Source organism: Mesorhizobium sp. WSM4810, from assembly GCF_055811235.1.
The window spans coordinates 181,714-206,890 of the sequence record NZ_JBVVQV010000007.1 but is presented as its reverse complement, the minus strand read 5'-3'; the positions used below and the strand labels follow the sequence as shown (position 1 = coordinate 206,890).

Genomic DNA, 25,177 nt, shown 5'->3' with positions numbered 1-25,177 from the left:
CTTGAGGCGGCTGGATCGATCTGGTTGCAGAGATGGTCGGTCATATGAAGATCGTGCAAGTTGTGGCATCAGTTGCTGCGGAAGCCTCTGGTCCAAGCTATTCGGTTCGGCGGCTTTCCGATTCTCTGTGTGAACGGGGAATTGAATCGCAGCTGTGGAGCACGATAACGAGAGGGCAACCGGACCCGAACGTTGCGCGCTCTCGCGTTTTTCCGTGCGATTTTGGCCAAGTACCGGTCGCCAAGAGACTGTGTTTTTCAAGAAAGCTTTACGAGGCGTTGGATCAATCAGCCAGCTCCGGGGCGATTTTTCACTCGCATGGGCTCTGGCTGATGCCGAATGTCTACCCCGGCTGGAGCGCGGCGCGATATGGGCGACCATTGATTGTGTCTCCCAGAGGGATGCTGGGTGAAGGTGCGCTTCAATTCTCTTACTATAAAAAGCGGGCTTTTTGGGCAATGGCACAGAAGCGCGCCCTCCACTCCACAGCCTGCTTCCACGCTACCAGTCTACAGGAGTGTCTGGAACTACGTGCTTTTGGACTGACCGCGCCGGTGGCAATTATTCCGAATGGCATCGATTTGCCTTTGTTGGCCGAGAGGCCAAAAGAGGGTGAACGAATGCGAACTGTACTTTGCCTGAGTAGGATACATCCCAAGAAGGGAATTGATCGTCTTGTTAAAGCATGGGCACGTATAGAAGCTACGCATGGCAATTGGCGACTTCGGATAGTCGGTCCTTCGGAGAAAGGGACCAGGGAGGCACTGGAACGACGCTGCCAGGCGCTCGGTTTGGTCAGAGTAGTTTTTGAAGATGCCGTCTTTGGCGAGGCCAAGCAAGAAGCGTATCAGGATGCCGACTTGTTCGCTTTGCCTACTTTGAATGAAAATTTTGGTATGGTGGTGGCCGAAGCCCTGGCGAATGCGACACCGGTAATCTGTACCGTTGGCGCTCCATGGAAGGGGCTCGCCGAACATCGATGCGGTTGGTGGATAGATCATGGGATAGAGCCACTTTCCGCGGCCTTGAAAACCGCCATGGCGATGCCGCGAACGTCCCTGGATGCAATGGGATCGCGGGGCCGGGCATGGATGGAACGCGATTTCTCATGGCAGAGGATCGCTGCCAACATGGCCCATGTCTATCGCTGGTGTGTCAAAAGCGATAAGCAGCCAGACTTTGTGCTCACTGATACATGATCGATGCTTCGAGCCAAGCTCTCACTCGCGACGGGCACGCAGCCCGCAGTAACAAAAAGGGCGCCATCACGGCCTCTGGATGACTGGACAAGATGGATCCCGCTAATTTAGCCTCGCATGTAGCCGCCAATCGGGCGTCACGGAAGTGGTCCAGGAAGGAAAAGCTGGGTCGCTCCCTTTGGGCTCTTACGGGGCCACTGTTCTCGGTGAGCCCAAGGCTTCTGTGGGGATGGCGGCGGTTTTTGCTCAGGCGGTTCGGCGCGACTGTCGGCAAAGACGTGCATGTCTATCCCTCTGTGAGGATCGCCATTCCATGGAATCTTGTGATCGGTGACTCCGCTGCCATTGGCGACAGAGCTGTGCTTTACGCCTTGGGAAAGATCAGTATCGGGGAGGCCGCCACAATTTCGCAGGGTGCACATCTATGTGCGGGTTCGCATGACCACAGGGATCCTCGAATGCCGCTCACGAAACCGCCGATCTCCATTGGTGCCGGGGCATGGATCTGCGCCGATGCATTCATCGGTCCGGGAGTCACAATTGGTGAACGAGCCGTGGTCGGAGCCAGGGCTGTCGTCGTACGTGACGTCGGTCCGAATCTGGTTGTTGTTGGGAACCCGGCCAGGAGCGTCGGTACACGCTGACCTCAGAGTCAAAGATTGCCATCGGCGTCATGGTTGTTTCGAACGTGGATGAAGGTACTGTCGTGGTCGGAAATCCAGCATGGGTTGTGGGTAAACGTGAAATGCCATCAGTCTTGATTCTGACCTACAACGAGGCAGTCAACATTGCAGATTGCATAGCGTCAATACCTTGGCGGGAGCAAATCTATGTACTTGATTCGGAGAGTACCGACAGTACTGCCAAGATAGCAGAGGAGATGGGAGCGGTGGTTGTAACGAGACCTTTTACTGACTACGCAGATCAACGAAATTTTGGTCTAACGTTGGCGGGCCTCGATGAGTGGATTGTTATGCTTGACGCGGACGAAAGGATGACGCGTGAGCTAGCAGCGGAGATCGAACATCACATTGAGACAGCAGATGCAAGCGTCGCTATGTTTCGGGTTCGGAGAAAGGACCTGTTTCTGGATCGCTGGCTTCGACGCTCCTCGGGATATCCTACTTGGTTCCCTCGGGTATTTCGCCGCGGAAGGGTTCTGGTAGAGCGCAAGGTAAACGAGAGTTACCGTGCCGACGGTTCTGCCAAGGAGCTTGAGGGCCATATTCTCCATTTTCCGTTTAATAAAGGCTTGGACTGGTGGCTGGAAAGGCACAATCGCTACTCAACGATGGAAGCGAGACTGATTAGGGGAACGCCAATTACGTTGCGTACAGTAAGATGTTTAGTGTCTAGAGATCCCGGCGCCAGGCGCGAGGCACAGAAGAACTTGGCTTACAGGATTCCTGGACGCCCATTCTTAGTATTTATTTATCTTTATATTGTTCGCCTTGGAATATTGGACGGTGCTGCAGGGTACCAATTTGCCTGCCTTAGGCTGGCTTACGAAATTATGATAGATGCAAAAGCCGCTCACTCTTCGTATTATGACGCGTCGCCAAAGACTTAAGTATGGAAATTTGTCTAGTATCCGGTGGCCATGTTCTTATTCACATACTTTTTTAAATTCGGGCTTCTCGATAGGTTCAGCTGGATTTCAGTACGCCTTCTACAAAACTTGGTATTTTCAAACGATTCGATTGTTAATTTCTGAGGCGGAAAGGAACGTAAATGAGAGCTTCTCTGCGTGTGGGTCTGGTATTCTGATGCGCCAACTTAGAATTTTGTTGGAACGGATGATGCGTGATCAGGTACGCCGTCGCCGGATGCCTGAGGAATTTGGCGGTTTGCCGATTATGGTCTCTACGGCCGGAGGGTTGCGATATTTCTTCAAGTCAATTTCCCAAATCGACCCGGACCTTCTTTCAGCGGCGAGAATGTTGATAAGGAAAGGCGATACCGTTTGGGACATTGGCGCCAACATTGGGCTTTTCACCGTCGCCGCGGCTGGTTTGGCCGGTTCAAAAGGGCGCGTTGTTGCGTTCGAACCAGACACTTCCCTGGTGGCTTTGCTGCGCCGCACCGCCAGCCTCCAGCCTAGTGAAGCCGCAGAACTGTTGATCATCCCCGCGGGAATGGCGGGCGTAATGGGCTTCAGGTCGTTTGCTATTGCCAGCCGCGCACGAGCCTCGAATGCGCTGGCCGAATACGGAAATTCGCAGACGGGCGGTGTCCGTGAGCTGCAAACCATCATATGTCTGTCTCTTGATGAATGCCTTAAGTTGCTGCCATCGCCTGATGTCGTGAAAATCGATGTCGAAGGGGCCGAGGCGGAATTGCTTGATGCGAGTTCTCGCTTCTTGAGAGACGCGCGTCCGGCTCTGGCCATCGAGGTTTCCCCTCGTAACTCCGCTGAAATTGGTCGTATCCTGGTCGGGAGCGATTATCGGTTATTCGACGGTTCCAAACCGCTCCTGCCAAATTCCGATATTGAGGGTCCTGCGTGGAATACAATTGCTATCCCTGCGGAGAAGGCTGGTAGGTTTATTCAGAGTTGAAGGGGCGTGTAACATCACCTGGCCGGCTGATTAACGGTCGCGGCGTTGGCCTTCATCAAGAACTCCAGGCTGTTGGGGTCCCGACCTGGGATTTACGCATGAACGCAAAAAGCGCCGTGCTCATGCCGCTCGGAACCAGTGAGCTCCAGGCTCTCACCAGGTGAAAGATGGCGGCCTTGCCGGCATGATAGGCCGGCTCGGCCTCCCAGGAATGCAAGGCGATCTCATATCCGGAAAAGTGACGCCTCAACGCCGATCTGGTGTTCAGGCGATAATGGGCTTCGAAGACATCCTTGTCCTTGCGACCTGGCTGGGCGAAATATTGCGGCGGCAAGCCATTCCATGATCCGGAGCGAATACAGCAAGGAGAAACAGATGGCAAAATTTCTTACTTTGTTTGAGTAAAGGGCCGTTCTGTGCTGGCGATGGTCGCATCAAGCAGCGCACCGTCACCGTCTCCCGCGAGACTGGCTGGCTCCACGGCCGGCGCCGCTTTCCCGGCGAACTGCACCTGCCGAACAACCATCGTGCGCGTCAGCTCGCGCACTGGACTGAAGGACAAAGCCGCTTCGACACGCGGTACTTTATCGCCTCCGCCGAGCCGAACGGGCCGCTCATGCCGTGCGCCGCCACTGGAGAACGCTCTGCACTGGACCCTCGACGTGTCGTCTTCAACGCACGCGTCGCTTGCGTTGCGATCCTTCGCGCCCCCCTCTGTCCTGCCGGACATCTCCCCCACTTGGGGGGAGATTGGCCGTCATCCTGGGTTTCGCCATTCTCTGATGGCGCAAGAGTGGGCGGGACGCTGAAGCTGCCAATCTCCCCCCTCGTGGGGGAGATGCTGAGTCTTGGCAAAGAGGGCAGGACAGAGGGGGCGCTGTCCCGCCAGCCTATCCTCTATCCCGCCTCTATCCCGCCTTGGCCTCGGCCAACCCAAACCCACCAACAGGATGCGTTTCGACCTGGAACTCAAACCCGGCGATGATCGGCCGCGCCCTGGCGATCGCCGCCTGGACTTCCGGCAGTTGCAGCGAAGCCTTGTGGCTTGCCTGGTCGGTCCATACCTCGGTCACCCAGATCGCGTCGGCATCGGCCGGATCGGTGGCGATGATATAGCTCAGGCAGCCCGGCATGGCGCCGGTGCTGGCAAGCAGGACGTCCATCATTGCGTCGCGCTGGCCGCGCGTCGCCCGCATCTTGCCGATCAGACCATACATTGCCGGTTTCTCCGTTGCTTGCTGCGACAAGTATGCAGGCCGCCACTCACGGCATCAACTGGCCACCGTTCACCTCGTGGCCGGTGATGTAACCGCTCAACAGGGCCGACGAGAGGAACGGCGCCGACGCAGTCCTGCGGCGTGCCGACGCAATCCTGCGGCGTGCCGGCGCGGCCCTGCGGAATGGTGGCAACCATGGCCTGCTCCTCGGTCGAATAGCGCTCATGGAAAGGGGTCGCGATGGTGCCCGGCGCCACCGCGTTGACGCGAGCCGATCAGTTCCTTGGCCATGCCGCGGGTCACATTGGAGACGAGCCGAGCCATAAAGGCCTGCGCCGCCGCCGGCGCCATTGCGTGCCGCAATCGACGAGGTGTTGACGATGAAGCCGCCCTGGCGCTTCAGCCATGGCATCGCCTGGCGTGATGCGGTCAGCACGGAGCGGGCGTTGAGGTCCGCGTCGCAATGCGCCTCGCTCAGTTCGGCTAAGGCACGCGGCCGAGGCGGCATTGTTGACCAGGCCATCGAGCGTTGCGCGCTGTCCTCGACGACGCGCTCGACATCGGCAGGAAACGAGAAATCGCCCTGGACCGGGAATACCTCGCCACCGCCGTTGCGGATGGTTTTGGCCAGGTTTTCGGCAGCCGCCCGACTTGAATGCAGCGCGACGCGGCACTTCTGCGCGGCGTAGGCCAGTGCAAGTGCCGCCCCGATGCCGGTCGAAGCGCCGGTGATCAGCACCTCCTGCCGGCGAGGTCGCCAAAGTGGGGGTGACAAGGGTTGAGGTGACAAGGGTGGCGGTGACAGGGGCGGTTGTGGTGGTTGGCATTCCTCCGGGGCTCTCCTGCTCTTCATAGGGCCTCGCCGTGCTCATGTTAAAGTCCGTAGAGGTTCAGGGCCGCAAATAGGCGTAGCCGTGGCGCTGCAATTCGGCGAGCTTGACGACGCCGCCGGTCGCGGCGGCATGGAAGCCGTCGAGCAGATCGGTGAGCGCAACGTCCATGCCGTGCATGGTGTTGGCGCAAGCATGCGGGGCCAGCCCGTCGCCAACCAGACCGGAAAAACGGCCGGACATGGCAGCCGAGGCGCTCTTCGACTTGAAGGCGGCGAGTGCCGGTCCGTGCACGACCAGCACGATGTCGACCTTGCCGCCGGTGCCCTCATAGTGGTTCCTGATATTGCCCAGAACGAAGCCGACCTTGTCGAGGTCGCTGAGGTGATAGGCGACCTTTTGCCTGTCCTCTTCCACTGCCGCCGCCTTGACCTGGCGCAGCCCGAGAAGACCGGCGGCTCCGGCAAGGCCGGCGCGGAAAATATCGCGGCGTCGCATCATGTCGTTCTCCAGCATGTCCTCGCAAATTGCGTGGCTTCGGCCTCGATCCTAGCATAAATTGAAGTTGCGTCGTAGTCGGCGAAGAGGGGCGAGGAGGGGCACATGACATCGAAGACCATTGGGGGGGAAGACCATTGTGGGGAAGACCATTGTGGGCGCCGGACTTGCTGTCGCCTTGCTGGCCGCTGTCGCCGGCACGGCCCTTGCCGACGATACGGGTGAGCTCACCGAACTCAGCCCGGACGGCAAGGATGGCTGTTTCGGGCGTATCTATGATGCCGCGCATCTCAAGGTGCACCCGAACCAGAAGGTGGGACGGATTTTCTTGTACTATGGCAGCGATCCGGTCAGCCATCCGAACGAGGAGCCGAGCAGTGGTCCATCCGGCTACAACGGTTTTTTGGCGACGACGGTGCGCGGCGCCAACAAGCCCGAATGGGTCGGCGGCTGGTGCGGCAAGGGTGATCCGCAGTCGGGCGAGATCCATTGCGGCATGGAATGCGACCGCACCATGGCCTTGGTGAACGTCGACGAAAAAGGCCGGCTGATCGTCTCCGGCGTGCATCGCAACCTTTATCTCGATGCCGGCGCCGAGGACGAGCTTGGCGAAACGGAGTTTGCCAGGCAGGCACTCGGCACGCAAGACGACGGCTTTCGGCTCGACCGCATGCCGGGTGAGACCTGCAAGGCCGAATTCGCGCGCATCGATCCGGTCGATCCGGCGCTGGGAGCACCGCTGCGCGAGCGGCTGAAACGGGACCAGCCGTTCTGCTACGGGCGCGACTACGATGCCGCGCATCTCGGCTCGCATCCCGATCAGCTTACCCACACCATCCGGGTTTTCCGGGGCCCGATCGAACTGGCCGCCTTCGCCAAGGACGGCGATCCGGCAAGCTGGCCTGATGGCGCCGACATAGAAGTTTCCGTCACCACGCGCCAAAGTGCCGTAGAGGTCACGCAGAGCTACAGTTGCGACGGCGAAGCGGACCAGTGGCGCTGTGTGGCGAGCGCAAGGACGAGCGACTTTTCCTGCGACATCGCGGCCAGGGAGATTTTTCTGCGCCGCGGCGCCAACGGCACGATGATGCTGGCCAACCCCAACAGCAGCCTGCCGATCGTCGACCTCTGCTCGAAGGCGACCGACGGCGAGACCGCATCCGACGACAAGGTCTATCGGCTGGAACCGATGCCGCAGGCTGCCTGCGCGCCTTGATCGGATCCGAATCCTTGGTTCGGAAATTGGCGGATATGACGGGGAGCTGGATGGAAATGCGCAAGGCAAACGCGTTCTGGTCGGTCGTTCGCAGGCGGTGCGCCTGCCAATCGCCAGCGCCAACGATTAGCCAGAGACCAACATGCCTTCGTCATCCCAGGGCGGAGTGAACGCGAAGCGGAGCGCAGACCCTGGGATCCATGCCGTAACATCCGCCGAAGAATGCAGCAGTTCGGAATGTGTCGTCCTCCGTTCCGGACCCGTCGTGACGAAGAAGCACTCGATTCTGGTCCGCCTTCGTGTGCCACAGAGGTAACGGCATGGATCCCAGGGTCTCCGCGACGTCGCTTCGCTCCTGCTCCGCCCTGGGATGACGAGGGAGGGGTGTTGCGGCCCATCTGCAAGGGGCGATTTTGCCACTGAAGGGACCATCGACGTTCGCTGCCGCCTCACGCGAACGGCACGGCGGTCGTGCCCTTGGGCAGTTTTGCCTCGTCATCGGGCTCGACATGGATGGTGACGCGCACCGAGGGGATTTCTGCCTTCAGCGCATCCTCGATGCGGTCGCAGATGACGTGGCTGGCGCCCACCGACATGTCGGCGTCGACGACCAGGTGGAACTCGATGAAGGTGGCGCGGCCGGCAATCCGCGTCTTCAGATCGTGGACTTCCAGCGCGCCTTTGCAATTGGCCGAGATGATGTCGCGGATGCGCATGTGCTCCTGCGTGTCGACGGCGCGGTCCATCAGACCGTTCATCGACGAGCCGATGACGTGCCAGCCCTGCCACAGGATGTTCAGCGCAACGATGACGGCAAGAGCAGGATCGAGCACTTGCCAGCCGGTCAGCACGGCGCCGACCACACCCATGAACACGCCGACCGAGGTCGCCACGTCGGTCATGATGTGCCTGCCGTCGGCGACCAGTGCCGGTGACTTCTCGTCACGGCCGGCACGGATCAGCGTCAAGGCCCAGAAGGCGTTGATCACCGTCGCGACGCCGTTGATGGCAAGGCCGGTCCAGGGCTGGTCGAGCGGCACGGGGTGCCGCAAGGACCACCATACTTCGTTGAGGATCAGAAGGGCTGCCAGCACGATCAGCACGCCTTCCAGGACAGCCGAGAAATACTCGGCCTTGTGATGGCCGAACGGATGATCCTGGTCGGCCGGCTTGTGGCTGACCTGGATCGCCCAATAGGCGGCTGCCGAGGCAATGACGTTGACGATCGATTCCAGCGCGTCCGAATACAGCGCCACGGAACCGGTGACGTACCAGGCCGCAAGCTTCAGGCCGAGCACGACGAAGGCGAGGATGATCGACCAGAAGGCGAGGCTGGCGACCTTGCGCTTGGCGGTCGCCTTGATTTCGGCTGTTGTCATTGAGGAAGCCGCGTTCTTCGGCGCCCCCCTCTGTCCTGCCGGACATCTCCCCCACAAGGGGGGAGATCGGCTGTCATGGATGACGTCGTGCGAGATATTCGGGCTAGATCTGCAATGCTTGAGATTGGCGAAAGCCGAAATGAGAGACAATCTCCCCCCAAGTGGGGGAGATGTCCGGCAGGACAGAGGGGGGCGACGTAGGGCGCAAACCTCAACACGGAAACTCCTCGCCCTAAGCCGCCTTTTCCTTGGCCTTGCGCGGCAGATGCGCAACGATGTTCTCGATGATGCGCATGCCGGCATTGTGGCCGAGCGTCATGATCGATTCCGGGTGGAACTGCACTGCGGCGATCGGCTCCTTGCTGTGCTCGAAGGCCATGATGACGCCTTCTTCCGTCTCGGCCGTGACGACGAAGCCGTCGGGCAGCCGCACCGGATCGGCGAAGATCGAGTGATAGCGGCCGACCGTCACCTCCTTGGGCAGGCCGGAAAAGATAATACCCGGCTTCGACACGCGGATGCGCGACGGTTTGCCATGCATCGGCACGTGCAACTGCCGCAGCTCTCCGCCATAGGCCTCGGCCAGCGCCTGCAGGCCGAGGCAGACGCCGAAGATCGGCAGGTCGCGCGCGCGGGCCCGCTTGATGGTGGCGGCGCAGTCAAAATCCTTCGGCGTGCCGGGACCGGGCGACAGCACGACCAGGTTGGGTTTCAGCCGGTCGAAGACCTCGTCCGGCACAGGCGTGCGCACGGTCGAGACATTGGCGCCGGTCTGGCGGAAATAATTGGCCAGCGTGTGGACGAAGGAGTCCTCGTGGTCGACCAGCAGGATGTTGACGCCGTCGCCGACGCGCGCGGTGGCGCGTTCGGTGTCGGCGGCATTGCCTAATTTGGCGTCGCGGATGGCGGAGATCATGGCGGATGCCTTCAGTTCGGTTTCGGCTTCTTCTTCCTCGGGAATGCTGTCGAAGAGCAGCGTGGCGCCGGCGCGCACCTCGGCGATGCCGTCCTTGATGCGGATGGTGCGAAGCGTCATGCCGGTGTTCATGTCACCGTTGAAATTGACCATGCCGATCGCCCCGCCATACCAGGCGCGCGGGCTCTTCTCGTTCTGCTCGATGAAGCGCATCGCCCATAATTTCGGCGCGCCGGTGACGGTGACCGCCCAGGCATGCGACAAGAACGCGTCGAAGGCGTCCATGCCTTCGCGCAGCCGCCCCTCGATATGGTCGACGGTGTGGATCAGCCGCGAATACATCTCGATCTGGCGGCGGCCGATGACGCGCACCGAGCCCGGGTCGCAGACCCTCGACTTGTCGTTGCGGTCGACGTCCGAGCACATGGTTAGCTCGGATTCGTCCTTCTTCGAATTGAGCAGCTTCAGGATCTGCTCGCTATCGGAAATGGCGTCGCCGCCGCGCTTGATCGTGCCGGAGATCGGGCAGGTCTCGACACGGCGGCCGTTGACGCGCACGAACATCTCGGGCGAGGCGCCGACCAAATATTCGCCTTCGCCGAGATTGATGAAGAAGGAATAGGGCGAGGGGTTGATGGCCTTCAGCTTGCGGGAGATATCGGAGGGCGGTGTCTCGCAGCGCTCGTAGAACATCTGGCCGGGCACCACCTCGAACAGGTCGCCGCGCTTGAACGATTGCATCGCCTTGCGCACCAGATTGGCATATTCGCCGGGCTCATGGTCGCCGCGCGGCGGGATGCGGTCGGCGGTCTTGAACGGCTCGACGATTTCGTCGCGCGGCAATCCCTGTGTCGAAAACCCATCGCTGGAATAGTCGTAGCGGTCGGTCCAGGCCTTGGTCGAATAGTGGTCGACGACCAGAATCTCGTCGGGCAGGAACAGCACGAGGTCGCGCTGGCTTTGCTGGCGCTCGAGCTTGTAGTCGACCGGATCGAACTGGAAGGCGAGATCGTACCCGAAGGCGCCATAAAGACCGAGATTGGCGTCTTCCTCTGTCTTGAACAGAGCGGTGATGGCGCGCAGCACGGTGAAGACGGAGGGAACGCGGCTGCGTTCTTCTTCAGTGAAAACACGGCCGGGCCTGGCCACGTCGAGGCGGATCAGTCTTTTCGACGTCTCGGCGATCGTCACGTCGTCAAGGCCGCCGAGCGCCTTGCCGACCACCGGCAGAAGCATCTCGCCACGGCTGTTCAACGCCTCGATGCGCATGGCGCGGCCACGCGCCGAGATCACCAGCGGCGGGTCGATGATGGCGGTGTCCCAGCGCGTATAGCGGCCGGGATATTCGTAATTCGACGAAAACACGGCGCCACGGCGCGCATTCAGCCCGTCGACATAGGCGTCGATCGCGCCTTCGTAAGGCCGGTCATGGCGCTCGCGGGTAATCGTCACGCCACCCGCCGTGACGAAGCGCTCCGCCCCGTTCTCCAGAATTTTCGTCGTCATTGCCGTCTCCATCAGCGTCTTGGCTATTTCAGCATCTTGGATATTTCAGCGTCTTGGGGGCAACGGACCGGGGCATGGCTTTAAAAAACAAATGGCCGCCCGGACATTCCGTTGCGGCCACCTTCCATTTTTCACGCGCACGCGTTCGAACAGGCCGCTGTCAGCGAGCCCACCACCAAACGGTCTTGATCGAGCGCATGTTCATGGCGATTCCAATAGCGGCGATTGCACGGCCGCGCAACTGGATTCCAATGGAGGGCATGGAGAAGGGCATGAGCCCTCAATCCTCCAGCGTTCCCGACCGTGCATCGGCGCTCTTCCTGTCGCCGACCAGCTTCAGCAGATCTTCGCCGGCGCGGATGATGCGGCGGGAACGCCGTGTCAGGATGATGCCCGCCTGCGGCGCGAACAGCTGGGTGCGGCCGCCGGCTTCACCCGGCGCATGGACGATGGTGGCGAGCAGTGCGCCTTTTGCCACACGGTCGCCGGGCTTCACGTTATAGAGGACCGCGCCGGCCCGAGGCGCCGGCATCATGTCGATGTTTTCGAGCGGCGCGACGATACCGGTGAAGCTGCCGGGCGTGGACAGGGCCTGATCCAGGATCACGCCGCGCCCCACCAGCAGCCGATAGAGCCCTTCGGCATCGGCGCCGGCCAGAGCGCCGTCGACATCGAGTATGCCGCGATACTCGACCGTGGTGGCGACGCGCCGGTCGAACCGCGCCACCTCGGCAGGGAGGTTCAGATACGGCGTGATCGAGGCGCCTTCGAAGGTGCCGTCGGTATCTTCATCCCACAGGATCACCGCATCGACGCCCATGGCCGCCGCACAATCCGCCATGGCCGGCCACAGGCTGGTGTGAACATAGAGGTAGGCGAGGCCCTCGTCGTCGCAGTGCAGGTCGAGCACGATGTCGTGGCCGATCGACAGCTGCAGCAGCCGGCTCTTCAGCCGCAGATCGGCAGTACCAAGCGTGGTGTCGGGCAACAATTTAACGTCAGGCGCGGCCAGCAGCGGAAAGCCGCGATTGAAGTTGGTGCGCGTGCCCAGGTGAAAACGGCCCTGGTGCTCGCCGAAATGATACTGGGCGCGGCCGATCGGATTGGCTTGCGGCACCACGGTGATATTGCCCTTGATGCGGCCTTCGGCTTCGGCCTTTTCAAGCATCGGCATCAGCGCGTCGATGGCGACGACGCCCGGCAGTTCGCCGGCATGCAGTGCGGCCTGCAGATAGGCCGAGGATGCCGCCCTGTCCGTTCCCTCGAAGCGGAACACTGGGAATTCGTAGCAAACGCCCTCGCTGTCGCCGGCGATACGCTCGATCGATTTCTGCATGATATTCCTCCAGGAAAACACATGCCTTTTCGCCGACACGCTGTCGATTGGTCCAGTCTGCTGCGCTATGGGCGCAACTATTGCGCGGGGTGCGTCACCAGCAGTTGGCGATCCAGTGTCTGCGACATCACCGCCACCGCGACCGCCAGCAGGGCCAAAGCCGCGCCGTTGTGCGCTTGCCGCTTGCGGTCGTAGCCTATGCCAGCGGCTTCAATTCCTGGGCGATGGTGGGCAGAAGTTCCGAGACGTTGGGGTGGATGTGCATGGCGCGCGCGAGCGTGCTGATCGGCGCCTTGGCGTACATCAGATCGAGCACGCAGTGTATCGCCTCGTCGCCGCCGGGGCCGAGCACCGAACAGCCGAGGATTTCGTTGGTGTCGGCATCGGCCAGGATCTTCATGAAACCTTGCGTCTCGCCTTTCTCGACGGCACGGCCGACTCGGGTCATCGGCCGCTGGCCGACCAGCGCGCGGCGGCCGGACTTTCTAACCGCTGCCTCGGTCATGCCGCAGCGGCCGAGCGGCGGGTCGGTATAGAGCGCATAGGCCTCGATGCGATCGCTCACCCTGCGCGGATCGTTGTCGAGCAGATTGGCGGCGACGATCTCGTAGTCATTGTAGGAGGTGTGGGTGAAGGCGCCCTTGCCGTTGCAGTCGCCCATCGCCCAGATGCCGGGCACGCTGGTGCGCAGCTGGTCGTCGACGACAATGAAGCCGCGTTTGTCGACCTCGACGCCGGCCTTGTCGAGGCCGAGATCGTCGGTGTTGGGCGTCCGGCCCACTGCCAGCAGCACATGCGAGCCGACAGCCGGCGCCTTGCCGGCGGTGAAAGTCACGGCAATGTCGCTGCCCTGCCTGGCGAAGCTGATGTCGCCGGCGCCGAGATGAACCGTGATGCCTTCGTTTTCGAGGATGGACAGGATGGCGGCCGAGACATCCTCGTCCTCGCGGCCGATCAGCCGCGGGCTCTTTTCGATCACCGTGACCTGTGAACCGAAACGGCGGAACATCTGCGCGAATTCGAGCGAGACGTAGCTGCCGCCGACGACGACGAGGTGGCGCGGCAGCACGTCGAGATCCATCATCGACGAGTTGGTCAGGAACGGAATCTCGTCGACGCCTGGCAGATCAGGCACCGAGGCGCGGCCGCCGGTGTTGATGAATATTTTGCCGGCGCTCAGCAGCTCGTCGCCGACGCGCACCGTGTTGGCGGTCTCGAAGCGCGCATGGCCGCGAAAAAGCGTGCATCCGTCCATGCCGGCAATCCAGCTTTCGAGGTTGCCGCGGGCGTCGTTCGACACCTTGTCCTTGCGTGCCTTGATCGCCTTGTAGTCGACGCCGACCGGACCGGAGAGCGTCACGCCGTAGTCGGCGGCGCGGCGGGCGAGATGCGCGGCATAGGCGCTGGCGACCATGGCCTTGGTCGGCATGCAGCCGGTGTTGACGCAGGTGCCGCCGACCAGCTTTCGCTCGATCAGCGCCACACTCATGCCGGCCGCCGTCAGCCGGCCGGCGAGCGGCGGGCCGGCCTGTCCGGCGCCGATGATGATGGCGTCGAATGACCTTGCCATCATGCCACCGCCGCCACGATCAGCAGGCCGCCGACGATTGCCACCGCGTCCTCGATGAAGGCGGCGGGCTGGTCCTTGCCGAAAGCCAGGGCCAGGCGTTTGCGCAGCTCGGCGCCGCCCAGCGTGCCGATCACCGCGCCGATGGCGCCGGCGATCAGGCCGCCGACCGTGGCGCCGCCGGTCGCGCCGATCACCGCGCCGGTGAAGGCGCCGACAGCGATGCGCGCGCCGAACTGCTGCGGCACCTTGCGGCTCGGCGTCGACGGCAACTGGTCGGTGACCAGCTCGGCAATGGCCAGGATGGTGAAGATGCCGACGGTGATCCAGTGGCCCATGAAGCTGGCCCAGGTTCCGGCGACCGGCAGCCAGCCGAGCCAGGCGCCCCAGGCGACGGCGGCGGGCGCGGTCATGGCGCGAAGGCCAGCCACGACGCCGATGAGAAGTGCAAGAAGGTACAGCATGATTGACCCCTCGATCACACGGCCTGGGGACAGCCCAGCCGGGGCAGGCTAGCATAGGTTCGGCATTTGACCAGAGGCCTGCGATCTCTGGCATTCGCCATATTGAAACAGCAGGGGTAGGATGGGAGGGCCGCCATGGCTCGAAGCGGCAGGATCGAGCGCAGGGCAATCGCTTCAGGACAAAAGATAGCGTACAACTCAGGTTGGATGACCAATTCTCGATGACGGCGCCGCCGGCAGGCAGGTGAGGGGCAGCGCCGACACCGACAGTGGTTGTTCCAATATGAGTTGCAACTATCTTGCCACGCGCTCCTGAGCGTTCTTCGAGAATTCGCGGCGGTACTGCGCGGGCGTGGTTCTGAGCCGCGCCGCAAAATGCTGGCGCAGCGAGGTGGCGCTGCCGAAGCCGGCCTCGAAGGCAACCGTGTCCATTGATTTTTCCGTTGCTTCCAGCAGCCGCTGCGCCAGCGCGACGCGCTGGTCGGTCAGCCAGTCGCCGAAGCTGGTGCCGATTGTTTTCTGGAAGCGGCGGGTGAATGTCCGGCGGGTGAGGCCGGCGATGTCGGCGACACTGTCCAGGCTGTGCGTCTCGTGCAACGTCTTGCGCACGGTGTCGAGAGCCTGTGCGAAGCGGTCGGCATTGCCGGTCCTGGCGATGGGGCGTTCTATGAACTGCGCCTGCCCGCCCTGACGATGAGGAGAAAGCACGATCTGCCGGGCAAGCCGGAGTGCCGCCTCCGCGCCATAGCGAGCCCGTATGATGTGGAGACAGCAGTCGAGCCCGGCGGCGACACCGGCCGAGGTCACGACATCGCCATTGTCGATGTAGAGCACCTCCGGCTCGACGAGAATGTCGGGATAGAGGGCTTGCAGCTGGTCGGAAAAAGCCCAGTGCGTCGCGGCTCGCCGCCCCGAAAGCAGTCCGGTCGCCGCAACAGCGAACGTTCCCAGGCACAATCCGACAATCAGCGCACCGCCCCGGTGCGCGCGACGCAGCGCCTCGATCAGTGCCGCTGGCGGTGGGACTTCGAGGTTCTTCCAGCTGGGCACGATGACGATGTCGGCGCCATCAAGCGCGGAAAGCCCGTGCGGGGCGCTGATGGTCAGCCCCGCATCGGTGCGGATCGGCCCGTCCTCAATCGCGCAGACCCGGAACTCGAAGCGCGGCAGGCCGAGCGTCGTGCGATCCTCTGCGAATACAAGGCAGGGCACGGAGAGGTGGAACGGGCTGATGCCATCGAAGGCGATGGCGGCAACGATCGGATCGGCCATGATGAGCACCAATGAGGGGTTGGACCCGAATGTCCCAATTATTTCGAACTATGTCAATCGGGACACTTTTGCGGACCGATGCCGAGTCTATCCTCGACCCATCAATGTCAACGGGAAAGGAAAACTCCATGTCGGAATCAGCCAAAGGCAAAGCGCCACGCCGTGCCCTCATCGTCGTCGACGTTCAGAACGACTATGACGGCGGCAATCTCGCCATCAAGCACCCGCCCTTCCGCGACACCGTCGCCAATGTGGCGCGCGCCATGGACGCGGCCGCCGAGGCAGGCGTCAAGGTGGTGGTCGTCAAGCAGTTGGCGCCGGAAACATCACCGGTCTTCGCCAAGGGCAGTCACGGCGCAGAATTGCATCCCGAGATCGCGAGGCGAAACCGCGACCACTACATCGAAAAGACCTTGCCAAGCGCCTTCACCGGCACCGACCTCGAGGAATGGCTGCGCGCCAACGCTATCGATACGATCACGGTCATCGGCTACATGACGCATAATTGCGATCTGTCGACGGTCATCCACGCCGTCCATATGGGCTTGGCGGTCGAGTTCCTGTCGGATGCAACGGGGTCGCTACCCTATGCCAACAGCGCCGGCTACGCCTCGGCCGAGGACATCCATCGCGTGGTGACGGTTGTCCTGCAGTCGCGCTTCGCCGCCGTTCTCAAGACCGCCGAATGGATCGACTGCCTGAAGACCGGCGTGCTGCCCGAGCGCGATACGCCCTACGCCTCCAACCAGCGCGCGCTGGCACGCAGCGCCGCCTAGAAGTTTGGTGCGCCAAGCAAAAAGAGGGCGCCGCAGCGCTGCGGCGCCCCTATCATTCCGGCCTTCAAAATTCTCAGAACAGGCCTTCGATCTGGCCCATCTCGTTCAGGAATATCTTCTCCGAGGACGGCGCCTTGGGCAGGCCGGGCATGGTCATGACCTCGCCGCAGATGACGACGATGAAGCCGGCGCCGGCAGACAGCCTGACCTCGCGCACCGGCACGGTGTGGCCGGTCGGCGCGCCGCGCAGGTTCGGATCGGTCGAAAACGAATATTGCGTCTTGGCCATGCAAACCGGCAGGTTGCCGTAGCCGGCGTGCTCCCAGGCGTGGAGCTGGTCGCGCACCGACTTGTCGGCGATCGCTTCGGATCCGCGATAGATGCGCTGGACGATGGTGTTGATCTTCTCGAACAGCGGCATGGCGTCGGGATAGAGCGGCGCAAACTGCGAGGAGCCGGATTCGGCCAGCGTCACCACCTTGTTGGCGAGTTCCTCGATGCCGGCCGAGCCGTGGGCCCAGTGCTTGCACAGGATCGCCTCTTCGCCCATCGACGCGACGTAGTCCTTCATCGCCCTGATTTCAGCGTCGGTGTCGGAATAGAAATGGTTGATGGCGACCACGGCAGGCACGCCGAACTGCCTGACATTCTCGATGTGACGGCCGAGATTGGCGCAGCCCTTCTTGACCGCCTCGACGTTCTCCTTGCCGAGGTCTTCCTTCTTGACGCCGCCATTCATCTTCATGGCGCGCACGGTGGCGACGATGACCGTGGCCGCCGGCTTCAGGCCGGCCTTGCGGCACTTGATGTCGAAGAATTTTTCGGCTCCGAGATCGGCGCCGAAACCGGCTTCGGTGACGACATAGTCGGCAAGTTTCAGCGCCGTCGTGGTGGCGACGACCGAGTTGCAGCCGTGCGCGATGTTGGCGAAGGGGCCGCCATGGACGAAGGCCGGGTTGTTCTCCAGCGTCTGCACGAGGTTGGGCTGCATGGCGTCCTTGAGCAGCACGGCCATGGCGCCGTCGGCCTTGAGGTCGCGGGCATAGACGGCCGACTTGTCGCGGCGATAGGCGACGATGATGTCGCCGAGGCGCTTTTCCAAATCCTTCAGGTCGGTGGCGAGGCACAGGATCGCCATGACCTCCGAGGCGACGGTGATGTCAAAGCCGCCCTCGCGCGGAAAACCGTTGGCGACGCCGCCGAGCGAGCAAATGATCTCGCGCAGTGCGCGGTCGTTCATGTCCATGACGCGGCGCCAGACGACGCGGCGGATGTCGATGCCGAGTTCGTTGCCCCAGTAGATGTGGTTGTCGATCAGCGCCGAAAGCAAATTATGCGCCGTGGTGATGGCATGGAAATCGCCGGTGAAGTGGAGGTTCATGTCCTCCATCGGCACGACCTGCGCATAGCCGCCGCCGGCAGCGCCGCCCTTGACGCCGAAATTCGGCCCGAGCGAGGCCTCGCGGATGCAGACGATGGCCTTCTTGCCGATGCGGTTGAGACCGTCGCCGAGGCCCACCGTCGTCGTCGTCTTGCCTTCGCCGGCCGGCGTCGGGTTGATGGCGGTGACGAGGATCAGCTTGCCGTCCTTGTTTGCCTTCACCGACTTGATGAACTCGGCCGAGATCTTCGCCTTGTCGTGGCCGTAAGGCAAAAGATGCTCGCTTGGAATGCCGATCTTCTGGCCGATCGCCTGGATCTGCTTCTTGTCGGCGGCGCGCGCGATCTCGATGTCGGACTTCACTTCGGCCATGGCGGCTTTCCTCTGGATTGGACGGTGGAGGGGACGGGTTTGATCAGTGTGGTCGCAAGCCTGTTCGAAACAGCCCGGTACTGCAGGCGAGGGCACGTTCTAGCCCTGTCGCTGCCGTGGCGTCAACTTGCATGCAACTATGTTTCCTCTAGAGAAAGACGGCTCCTGGTCGACCTGACCCGGATCTTCGCGGGTTGTCGCGCCGTATAGAAGCCAGAGCACGCGCCGTCCTGCCGTCTCAAAACAGCCGCGGAATGCACGGAATGCGACAGGGTCCGAGCGCCGGTCGGCGCTTCGAGCGGTGGCGTTAGAATGCGCCGATCTGGTGCATCAGCCCCAAGCCGTCAAGCTGGCCGAAATGTTCGACCACGATGCCGTTCTCGACGCGATCAATGTTAATCGCACCAACCGAGACGCAGTTTCCGCTCGGTGCGACGCCGTGGAAGATGCCGGTGTGCGTGCCCTGAAAGCGACCGCGCGTGACCACCTTGTCGGCATCGCTGACAAAGTCGTCGATGACGTGATGGCCGTCCGGGAAACCAACAAAGAATTCGGTCAGGGATTTTCGCCAGTCATCAAAGCCGATCGGATTGGCGCTGGCGAGGTGAACGGCGAGATCCGGAGAGACCAGACCGGCCAGTCTATCCCAGTCCCGCGCATCGATCGTGGCATAGAGATTTCGAGCAATTTCGCGGATATCCATCGCGTGTCCTCGCTGGCTGCCGCCCACGGTTGAACGACGGCGAGACGATCAGGTTCCGCTCCCGGAGATGCGCAGCCGAACTGCTGCGACAGGACGTTGCCGATCTCGACCAGGGCCAGCGGTGATTCAAGCCAAGGCGTCTTTCACCAATCGCTTGCTTCACCGATCCAGGACGGACCTGACCTCGACGAGGTTCGATCGAACCCTAAGCACATAAAAACCCATCGTGGTGAGGTGGGTGGGCATGATCCAGCCATCCTCGCGGCCGTTGGAGATTATCAGAGGCTGGATGGCGAGCGCTGCCTTGAGCTGGCCTTCCACGCTGTTCCACAGCGGCGTGAGGCCGCGATTGTCGAGGATCTGCTGAAAATCGTGATGCGCCGCCGTCAGGATGCCGTAATAGCCGTAGAGCTGGCCGTAGGCGAACCAGAAGCGGTCGTCAGCGCGCGTGTCGAACCAGCCACTGTGGAAGTTCTGCGAGCGGTCGCGGATCAGGTCCGACGTCGAGCCTATGTCACTCGCGATCCGGTCGACGAACTGCAACAGATTGTCGGCGCGCGCGTTGAAGACAACCTCGCATTTCATGAGCCGGTCGTTGAAGGCGCGAAGGCTGCTCGCCGCCGTGCGATAGAAACTCGGCGTCGGGGTTTTCGGACCAAAGGGCCTGAGGCCGAAGTACCAGGTTTCCTCGTCGAAGGTGATCGCGCCGCGCGCATCCTGCAGGTTCTGGTCGATCTGGCTGGTGCCGCGGACGCGGCCCAGCGTGTCGACAAGCTCGACCGTGGTGCGCCGGATGGCCTGATTGACCCCGCGCTGGAAGGAGGCCTTGTTGTCGAGAAACGGCGTGCGGTCCCAGTCCATGCCGAAGAGCCCGAGCTTGTAGAGTATCATCGACGAGATCCAGGCATTCTTGTTGACGTTGAAATCGATGAGATCGGCCGTAACCTGGACAATGGCCGAGTGGGTGCAGGTCTTGACCTCTCCCTCGACGCCAGCGGTTTCCCCGGTGGCGGAAGGAGCGGGCTGTGCCGGCGTGGTTCCGGCCGGCTGCGTGAACCTATATGCTTCCGCATAGGCGGGATTGAAATTGCTCCAGACCTGCGTGTTCCAGATGAAATAGCCGTAGAGGCCGATCAGCATGAGCAGAGCGAGGCCGAGCACCGCCTTCAGGATCCAGCCGCGCTGCGTATACCAGCGCCCGGCCCACAGGAACGGCCACAGGATCACGCCGACGGCGAAGCCGATGCCGCGGCCGATCCACTGGAACATCCGTGTGAAGAAGTTCACGATCGGATCAAGCATGGCGATGTCACCCCTCGTCAGTCAGCCAAGTATTCGATAAGGTTAGGCATTCAATCGGTAAGGCCGTAGAGGCGTGTGCGAAACGCCACCTTGTCTTTCAGATATGTGGTTTTCAGAACGTCCACAACATGCGATCGCCAAGCGTCGCTGAAGCCGTCATAGTCCCTGTAAAAACCCGGTTTGTTGAAGACGTAGCGCGAGACGAAGTCCTGCGGCACGAAATCCGAGATCAACTGGTTGGTCAGCCAGGCGTCGGGATGTCCGGGCTTGGCCCGGATCGTCAGGAAACGCTGCTGCGGGAACACGTCCTCGATCTTGAGATAGCCGAGGTGAGCGATCTCGCGCTTGGCGGCGTTGAGAAAGGGAAAATTTCCGTCCCTGGTGATCAGGTCGGCATGGCTGTGGATCCAGGTCTGCAGCCAGACCTTGTCGACGTCGGTCAGGTTGCGGTCGGGCTCGGCGTCGCGGATCAGCGCCCGCACCACCATTTCGGCGCGGTGCTCGAGATAGCCTGATGTTTCGATCCACGAGGCCCGCGGCAGTTCGATGCGGCCGGTCGCGGCAAGGAACTTGAACACCCTGTCGGCATCATTGATCGAGAGGTAGCTCACCTGCCACGGCCGCGAGCGGCGGAAGCCGGGTGCTGCCGGGTCGCTGATCACCGTCGTCATGTCGGGGTCGATGAACACATAGAGCCCGCCGAAATGGCTGGTCCAATAGGCGCTGTGGCGAAAGATCACCTGATCCGGCACCAGCGCGTTCTCGCGGATGTCGCCGCAGATCTTGGCAAGCTCGACCATGCGGGTGAGCATGGCGCTGTCGCGCCAGGCGTCCGGCTCCTGCTTCAACCGGTCGACGAGCTTGCCGAGTTCGGCGGCTTTGCCGAGCACGTCCTCCGCCGACAGCACCTTGAACTCGACTTGGTTGATCGACAGCAGGTCCTCGATGTCGTCGACCTTGGGGACCGAATCCTCGATCTCGCCGTAGATGACATCCTTGATGGTCAGCGCGTCGATGGCGCGCTGGTTCGTCGACATGAACTCGAACATCAGCTGCGAGGTGTTGGAAAAGGCGGTGTGGACCACCGGCAGGTCGACCTGCGACGGCGTCAGGAGGATGAAGCGGCGATTGATCTCGTTGGGATCGAGGTAGCTGTAGTCGCCGCATTCCTCGGCCACTTGCGGCGAGAAGCCGGTGCGGTCGATCTCGAAGCTCTTCAGCTTCGTCGGCTTCAGGCCGAAGGCGACCAAAGCCTTGTTGTAGCGCTGGATCAGATGTGGCTCGTCGATGGTCAGCAGCCGGCCATAGATCAGCTCGTTCTCGCGCAAAAGGTCGGACTTCCTGGCGGGGCTCATCTATCTCTTCTCCCCGTTCACGGGGAGAAGGTGCCCGAAGGGCGGATGAGGGGCGCGGGCATCCCTTCTCCCCTTGTGGGAGAAGGTGGATCGGCGCGCAGCGCCGAGACAGATGAGGGGTGCTGGACGGAGCGCCATCGGCGCCAAGCTGGAGCACCCCTCATCCGTCGCCTTCGGCGACACCTTCTCCCACAAGGGGAGAAGGGAGCGTCGGCGCGTCTCACGCATTCCACAGGCCCTTCTTCTTCAGCTCCTCGATCTCGCGGACCGCGCGGTCGCGCAGGCGGGTGTCGCGGATCATCTTGGTCACTGCGGCGTCGTCTGACTTGTCGGAATAGCGGAACTCCGAGTCGGCGTAGCGGTTGACCTCCTGCATGACCATGTCCATCGAGAACGGGCCGCGCAGTTCCTCGATCATCGCCTTCTTGTCGTCGTAGCTCTTGTGCATGAAGACTTCAGGCCTCTCGAACCATTCGTCCGGCAACTCGATGTCCATGGCGCGCATCTTGATCGCATCGGTGACATTCTTGATGGCGCGGCCGGTGAAGCGCGGCTCGGCCTCCTTGATCATGTGCAGATAGGTGCCGATGTCGGCCATCGACTTCGGCGCGCCGTTCTCCTTCATGTAGCGCTCATAGACCTTCATCAGCCCGTCTTCCCTGGGCTTCTCGTGCTCTTCATAGGCCTCCATCACCGCGCGCTGGATTTCTTGGGCGGCATAGAGCTTGTGGTCGCCGAGCGGGATCTTGTGGTTCTTGCCGGCGAGCAGCACGAAGATGTCGATATAGTCGTCGCGCGTTTGGGGCCCATCGACCAGCCAGCGGGCGCCGGCGCGTTGGCGCAGCGCGTCGTCGACGTTTTCGGGATAGTTGGAGAACATGCCGAAGGAGCAGTTGCCGCGCACCACCGTGGCCGCACCCCCGAATGCGTCCATCAGGACGCCGGTGATTTCCTGCTGGCCGGCCGAGGCGCGATCGTCGGAGCGGCGGGCCGCCACCTGGTCGATATCGTCGATGGTGCCGAAGCCGATGACGCGCGAGTTCAGCACATTGTTGATGAACTGGCGGCAGTTCTGGCCCGACTTGCCCTGGTAGGAGGAGATCTGGTCGACGCCGAAATTCTCGTAGGCGAAGGGATAGCCGGCGACCTGGCAGTAGCCGTTGACGAGACCGGCGATCATCTGGATCAGCGTCGTCTTGCCGGTGCCGGGCGCGCCGTCGCCGATGAAGGTGAACAGGAAGCCGCCGAGCTCGACAAACGGGTTCAGCTCGCGCTCGAAATCGTATGCCATCAGCATCTTGGCGAGCTTGACCGACTGGTATTTGGCGATGTGGTTGCCGACGACCTCTTCCGGCTTCTTGAAGGTCATCACCAGCGGCTTCGACCGCTTGCCCGGCGCGACGTCGAAGCCGTCGAGGGTGAAGTCGTCGACGTCGATGCGGATATGCGCATTCTCAAACGGACCAATGCCGTCGAAGCGGCCCTTTCGCGCCAAAAGCCCGTCGATGACGACACGGGCGAATGCGCGCGCCCGGGTCATCAGATCGGCGTCGTCCTTCGCGCCTGCTATTGCCCTGTCGAGGCCGGCTACGATCGATTTCACCGCGTCCTGCGGCGTGTCGAACAAAAAGTCCGGCTCGGGCGTGTCGTTCGGCGCCTCGCCGTCGCTGTCGATCAGCTGGAACAGATAGGAGGCGAGGCTGAAGGCCGAAATATAGGCCGAGGCCGACAGCAGCTTCTTGAAGGCGGCGGCCTCGTCGCCTTCGAGCGGCGCGCGGGCGTTTTTCGCCTTCAGGCTCTCGAGATCTGAGCCTTCGGCGAAGACATCGGCGATGGCCAGTGCGATCGCCAGCCCGCGCCGGGTGCGATAAAGCAGCATGTGCTGTGCAATGCTCAGCAGCTGGTCGTCGGGATGGACGGCGGCGACGGTCTTGGAAAGCTCGACCTCGCGCGTGCGGCGCACCGAGCCGACCGAGACGGTCGAGACGAAGCGGCGGTTGGTGCCGGCCAGTGCGGTACCGGATTCCCGCGACGGGTCCTCCAGCACGACGATGCGGGTGATGAAGCTCTGCGCGGTGGCGCGGTGCTTTTCGATTGCCGCTTCCGAAATCGTGGTCAGGCCGGTGTCCATGAAGGATGCTCCGCGGTTTGACTGTCAGACGTCACTGATGACCTGTCCTTTGGACAGGATGTGGACCTTGTAGCCGGAAAAGATCTTCTGCGCCTCGCCGGCGGCGTAGAGCGCCTGATAGGCCTCATGCGGGATCAGCGCGTGCTTCTCGTAGCTCGACACGCCTTGTCGCGCCGCCTCCAGATCGTCGGTGTCGATGAAGAATTCCTGCGTCGCCTTCTCGCTCGAAAACAACCCCTTGCGACCTGGCTTTTCGGATTTCGAATAAACCTCCTGGATGGTCCAGGTCAGCAGCCAGGCGTTTTCCGGCTTGCGCACCTTGTCCAGAATGTCGGTCACCGTCGAATTGTTGTCGGTGATCCCGGCCGAATAGAAAGGCCCGAGCACGACGCGGCGCAGCTGCTTGGGGTGGAGTTGCTCGAAATCCTTGTCGAGGTTGACCGCGATCGTAGCCGGCGACAGAGTATAGGCGGAGTTCTTCTCGGTGAAGTCGTCGAAGCGGTGGGCAAGCTCGGGATTGAGCAGTCCTTCAACCGGAAGCGGAATGTCGACCTTTTCGTTGAGCTTGCCATTTCGGTCGACAAGCTGCCCGATCATCTCTTCGGAGGAATCCTCGACCGTCACCATGTAGACCAGCGGCAGGTTGGCGCTGCCGTCGAAGGCTGCCCAATGGGCGAGGTAGTAAGGCCGCCTGGTCTTCGGATTGACCGAGACTTTTGCCGTCTGCGCCAAGGTGAACGGCCCGAAGGTCGTCTCGCTCCTGACGCCTTCCAGATAGAGCCGCTCGGCCATCGACTTCTGCAGCGCCTCGGGGAATTCCTTGTGGCGCAGGATGAAGTCGGCCATTTCCTCGCGCAACTCGTCGGCCAGCGGTATGTTGGCGAGACGCGTATTGGCCTGGCGGCGGTCGTTTTCAAGTTCGAGCACGTTCTGGAAGACCGGAAAGCCGCTTTCGGCGCGCGAGATGCGGAATGTCTCCATGAAGCCCAGCCGGTTGCGCCAGCAGGAAAACGAGTTGTCGAGCCGCGCAATGTATTCGGCGACGATCTTGGCGACGATGCCGTGCCGGTAGAGCGGCGAGCGATCGTCGCGCATGAACACTTCGAGGCCGCTGAGTGCCGCGGTGATCGCCGAGAAATACCGCGTTGCGGCTTCGTTTTCGGGGGTCATGCAGCCAGCCCTTGGGAGATATGCAGCAA

Annotated in this window: 22 protein-coding genes; 6 read left to right on the top strand and 16 right to left on the bottom strand. The window is 62.0% G+C overall.

Annotated elements, in window-relative coordinates; genetic code table 11:
• Nucleotides 1-44: 44 nt before the first annotated feature.
• From AC0L3O_RS13580 to AC0L3O_RS13565, 4 genes are all read left to right on the top strand, one after another.
• Nucleotides 45-1,199: a glycosyltransferase gene (locus tag AC0L3O_RS13580; RefSeq protein WP_473615807.1), complete on the top strand. Its 1,155-nt coding sequence runs from the start codon at nucleotides 45-47 to the stop codon at nucleotides 1,197-1,199.
• Nucleotides 1,200-1,291: 92 nt separating this feature from the next.
• The gene (locus AC0L3O_RS13575; RefSeq protein ID WP_353682631.1) at nucleotides 1,292-1,843 is read left to right on the top strand and encodes an LbetaH domain-containing protein; all 552 of its coding nucleotides are present in this window, start codon (nucleotides 1,292-1,294) and stop codon (nucleotides 1,841-1,843) included.
• Between the two features lie 29 nt (nucleotides 1,844-1,872).
• Nucleotides 1,873-2,769: a glycosyltransferase family 2 protein gene (locus tag AC0L3O_RS13570; RefSeq protein ID WP_473615806.1), complete on the top strand. Its 897-nt coding sequence runs from the start codon at nucleotides 1,873-1,875 to the stop codon at nucleotides 2,767-2,769.
• Nucleotides 2,720-3,757 carry an FkbM family methyltransferase gene (locus tag AC0L3O_RS13565; RefSeq protein ID WP_473615805.1) on the top strand — a complete coding sequence of 346 codons (1,038 nt, stop codon included), beginning with the start codon at nucleotides 2,720-2,722 and terminating at the stop codon, nucleotides 3,755-3,757. Before AC0L3O_RS13570 ends, AC0L3O_RS13565 begins: the two co-directional genes overlap by 50 nt.
• A gap of 55 nt (nucleotides 3,758-3,812) precedes the next feature.
• Here the strand turns inward: AC0L3O_RS13565 and AC0L3O_RS13560 are convergent, their stop codons facing one another.
• The 4 genes from AC0L3O_RS13560 to AC0L3O_RS13545 all read right to left on the bottom strand — a co-directional run bounded on the left by AC0L3O_RS13560 (nucleotide 3,813) and on the right by AC0L3O_RS13545 (nucleotide 6,302).
• Nucleotides 3,813-4,091, bottom strand: a complete 279-nt coding sequence (locus AC0L3O_RS13560; protein ID WP_473615803.1) for a hypothetical protein — start codon at nucleotides 4,089-4,091, stop codon at nucleotides 3,813-3,815.
• A 574-nt stretch (nucleotides 4,092-4,665) separates the two neighbouring features.
• Nucleotides 4,666-4,974: a putative quinol monooxygenase gene (locus AC0L3O_RS13555; protein WP_287120831.1), complete on the bottom strand. Its 309-nt coding sequence runs from the start codon at nucleotides 4,972-4,974 to the stop codon at nucleotides 4,666-4,668.
• 46 nt (nucleotides 4,975-5,020) lie between these two features.
• Nucleotides 5,021-5,713 (bottom strand): SDR family NAD(P)-dependent oxidoreductase, encoded by a 693-nt coding sequence (locus AC0L3O_RS13550; protein WP_473615802.1) that lies wholly within the window; start codon nucleotides 5,711-5,713, stop codon nucleotides 5,021-5,023.
• A gap of 151 nt (nucleotides 5,714-5,864) precedes the next feature.
• Complete coding sequence (locus AC0L3O_RS13545; RefSeq protein WP_473535142.1) at nucleotides 5,865-6,302, bottom strand: DsrE family protein; 438 nt, start codon at nucleotides 6,300-6,302, stop codon at nucleotides 5,865-5,867.
• A 139-nt stretch (nucleotides 6,303-6,441) separates the two neighbouring features.
• Here AC0L3O_RS13545 and AC0L3O_RS13540 point away from each other — a divergent pair, with 139 nt between their 5' ends.
• On the top strand, nucleotides 6,442-7,518 hold the full coding sequence (locus tag AC0L3O_RS13540; RefSeq protein ID WP_473615801.1) for a hypothetical protein: 1,077 nt from the start codon (nucleotides 6,442-6,444) through the stop codon (nucleotides 7,516-7,518).
• Between the two features lie 449 nt (nucleotides 7,519-7,967).
• Here the strand turns inward: AC0L3O_RS13540 and AC0L3O_RS13535 are convergent, their stop codons facing one another.
• The 6 genes from AC0L3O_RS13535 to AC0L3O_RS13510 all read right to left on the bottom strand — a co-directional run bounded on the left by AC0L3O_RS13535 (nucleotide 7,968) and on the right by AC0L3O_RS13510 (nucleotide 15,958).
• The gene (locus AC0L3O_RS13535) at nucleotides 7,968-8,897 is read right to left on the bottom strand and encodes a cation diffusion facilitator family transporter (RefSeq protein WP_473615799.1); all 930 of its coding nucleotides are present in this window, start codon (nucleotides 8,895-8,897) and stop codon (nucleotides 7,968-7,970) included.
• A gap of 232 nt (nucleotides 8,898-9,129) precedes the next feature.
• Nucleotides 9,130-11,319 (bottom strand): anthranilate synthase, encoded by a 2,190-nt coding sequence (locus tag AC0L3O_RS13530; RefSeq protein WP_473615798.1) that lies wholly within the window; start codon nucleotides 11,317-11,319, stop codon nucleotides 9,130-9,132.
• A gap of 280 nt (nucleotides 11,320-11,599) precedes the next feature.
• Nucleotides 11,600-12,655 (bottom strand): M14 family metallopeptidase, encoded by a 1,056-nt coding sequence (locus AC0L3O_RS13525; RefSeq protein WP_473615797.1) that lies wholly within the window; start codon nucleotides 12,653-12,655, stop codon nucleotides 11,600-11,602.
• A 196-nt stretch (nucleotides 12,656-12,851) separates the two neighbouring features.
• Complete coding sequence (locus tag AC0L3O_RS13520; protein ID WP_473615795.1) at nucleotides 12,852-14,228, bottom strand: FAD-containing oxidoreductase; 1,377 nt, start codon at nucleotides 14,226-14,228, stop codon at nucleotides 12,852-12,854.
• Nucleotides 14,225-14,686 carry a DUF4126 domain-containing protein gene (locus AC0L3O_RS13515; RefSeq protein ID WP_473615794.1) on the bottom strand — a complete coding sequence of 154 codons (462 nt, stop codon included), beginning with the start codon at nucleotides 14,684-14,686 and terminating at the stop codon, nucleotides 14,225-14,227. The genes AC0L3O_RS13520 and AC0L3O_RS13515 overlap by 4 nt, the downstream gene beginning before the upstream one ends.
• 294 nt (nucleotides 14,687-14,980) lie before the next feature.
• Complete coding sequence (locus tag AC0L3O_RS13510; protein ID WP_473615793.1) at nucleotides 14,981-15,958, bottom strand: helix-turn-helix domain-containing protein; 978 nt, start codon at nucleotides 15,956-15,958, stop codon at nucleotides 14,981-14,983.
• 128 nt (nucleotides 15,959-16,086) lie between these two features.
• Between AC0L3O_RS13510 and AC0L3O_RS13505 the strand changes: the two genes are divergently transcribed.
• Nucleotides 16,087-16,734 carry a cysteine hydrolase family protein gene (locus AC0L3O_RS13505; RefSeq protein ID WP_473615791.1) on the top strand — a complete coding sequence of 216 codons (648 nt, stop codon included), beginning with the start codon at nucleotides 16,087-16,089 and terminating at the stop codon, nucleotides 16,732-16,734.
• 73 nt (nucleotides 16,735-16,807) lie between these two features.
• On the opposite strand, the gene AC0L3O_RS13500 is transcribed toward AC0L3O_RS13505, so the two are convergent.
• From AC0L3O_RS13500 to AC0L3O_RS13475, 6 genes are all read right to left on the bottom strand, one after another.
• Nucleotides 16,808-18,487: a formate--tetrahydrofolate ligase gene (locus tag AC0L3O_RS13500; RefSeq protein ID WP_023799967.1), complete on the bottom strand. Its 1,680-nt coding sequence runs from the start codon at nucleotides 18,485-18,487 to the stop codon at nucleotides 16,808-16,810.
• A 307-nt stretch (nucleotides 18,488-18,794) separates the two neighbouring features.
• A complete protein-coding gene (locus tag AC0L3O_RS13495) occupies nucleotides 18,795-19,217 on the bottom strand; it encodes an ester cyclase (RefSeq protein ID WP_473615790.1) in 423 nt (140 codons plus the stop codon).
• 132 nt (nucleotides 19,218-19,349) lie between these two features.
• Nucleotides 19,350-20,492 carry a DUF2333 family protein gene (locus AC0L3O_RS13490; RefSeq protein ID WP_473615789.1) on the bottom strand — a complete coding sequence of 381 codons (1,143 nt, stop codon included), beginning with the start codon at nucleotides 20,490-20,492 and terminating at the stop codon, nucleotides 19,350-19,352.
• Between the two features lie 50 nt (nucleotides 20,493-20,542).
• Nucleotides 20,543-21,847 carry a DUF6638 family protein gene (locus AC0L3O_RS13485; RefSeq protein ID WP_287227527.1) on the bottom strand — a complete coding sequence of 435 codons (1,305 nt, stop codon included), beginning with the start codon at nucleotides 21,845-21,847 and terminating at the stop codon, nucleotides 20,543-20,545.
• Nucleotides 21,848-22,067: 220 nt separating this feature from the next.
• On the bottom strand, nucleotides 22,068-23,978 hold the full coding sequence (locus AC0L3O_RS13480; RefSeq protein WP_473615787.1) for an AAA family ATPase: 1,911 nt from the start codon (nucleotides 23,976-23,978) through the stop codon (nucleotides 22,068-22,070).
• Nucleotides 23,979-24,002: 24 nt separating this feature from the next.
• On the bottom strand, nucleotides 24,003-25,148 hold the full coding sequence (locus AC0L3O_RS13475; protein WP_287227521.1) for a hypothetical protein: 1,146 nt from the start codon (nucleotides 25,146-25,148) through the stop codon (nucleotides 24,003-24,005).
• Nucleotides 25,149-25,177: the final 29 nt, after the last annotated feature.

Excerpts from the sequence above, each read along its gene's own strand:
- AC0L3O_RS13535 (WP_473615799.1), bottom strand. The coding sequence starts at position 8,897 with ATGACAACAGCCGAAATCAAGGCGACCGCCAAGCGCAAGGTCGCCAGC.
- AC0L3O_RS13480 (WP_473615787.1), bottom strand. The coding sequence starts at position 23,978 with ATGGACACCGGCCTGACCACGATTTCGGAAGCGGCAATCGAAAAGCAC.
- AC0L3O_RS13500 (WP_023799967.1), bottom strand. The coding sequence starts at position 18,487 with ATGGCCGAAGTGAAGTCCGACATCGAGATCGCGCGCGCCGCCGACAAG.
- AC0L3O_RS13510 (WP_473615793.1), bottom strand. The coding sequence starts at position 15,958 with ATGGCCGATCCGATCGTTGCCGCCATCGCCTTCGATGGCATCAGCCCG.
- AC0L3O_RS13525 (WP_473615797.1), bottom strand. The coding sequence starts at position 12,655 with ATGCAGAAATCGATCGAGCGTATCGCCGGCGACAGCGAGGGCGTTTGC.
- AC0L3O_RS13505 (WP_473615791.1), top strand. The coding sequence starts at position 16,087 with ATGTCGGAATCAGCCAAAGGCAAAGCGCCACGCCGTGCCCTCATCGTC.
- AC0L3O_RS13485 (WP_287227527.1), bottom strand. The coding sequence starts at position 21,847 with ATGAGCCCCGCCAGGAAGTCCGACCTTTTGCGCGAGAACGAGCTGATC.
- AC0L3O_RS13570 (WP_473615806.1), top strand. The coding sequence starts at position 1,873 with ATGGTTGTTTCGAACGTGGATGAAGGTACTGTCGTGGTCGGAAATCCA.
- AC0L3O_RS13490 (WP_473615789.1), bottom strand. The coding sequence starts at position 20,492 with ATGCTTGATCCGATCGTGAACTTCTTCACACGGATGTTCCAGTGGATC.
- AC0L3O_RS13545 (WP_473535142.1), bottom strand. The coding sequence starts at position 6,302 with ATGCGACGCCGCGATATTTTCCGCGCCGGCCTTGCCGGAGCCGCCGGT.
- AC0L3O_RS13575 (WP_353682631.1), top strand. The coding sequence starts at position 1,292 with ATGGATCCCGCTAATTTAGCCTCGCATGTAGCCGCCAATCGGGCGTCA.
- AC0L3O_RS13515 (WP_473615794.1), bottom strand. The coding sequence starts at position 14,686 with ATGCTGTACCTTCTTGCACTTCTCATCGGCGTCGTGGCTGGCCTTCGC.
- AC0L3O_RS13555 (WP_287120831.1), bottom strand. The coding sequence starts at position 4,974 with ATGTATGGTCTGATCGGCAAGATGCGGGCGACGCGCGGCCAGCGCGAC.
- AC0L3O_RS13475 (WP_287227521.1), bottom strand. The coding sequence starts at position 25,148 with ATGACCCCCGAAAACGAAGCCGCAACGCGGTATTTCTCGGCGATCACC.
- AC0L3O_RS13580 (WP_473615807.1), top strand. The coding sequence starts at position 45 with ATGAAGATCGTGCAAGTTGTGGCATCAGTTGCTGCGGAAGCCTCTGGT.
- AC0L3O_RS13565 (WP_473615805.1), top strand. The coding sequence starts at position 2,720 with ATGCAAAAGCCGCTCACTCTTCGTATTATGACGCGTCGCCAAAGACTT.
- AC0L3O_RS13520 (WP_473615795.1), bottom strand. The coding sequence starts at position 14,228 with ATGATGGCAAGGTCATTCGACGCCATCATCATCGGCGCCGGACAGGCC.
- AC0L3O_RS13530 (WP_473615798.1), bottom strand. The coding sequence starts at position 11,319 with ATGACGACGAAAATTCTGGAGAACGGGGCGGAGCGCTTCGTCACGGCG.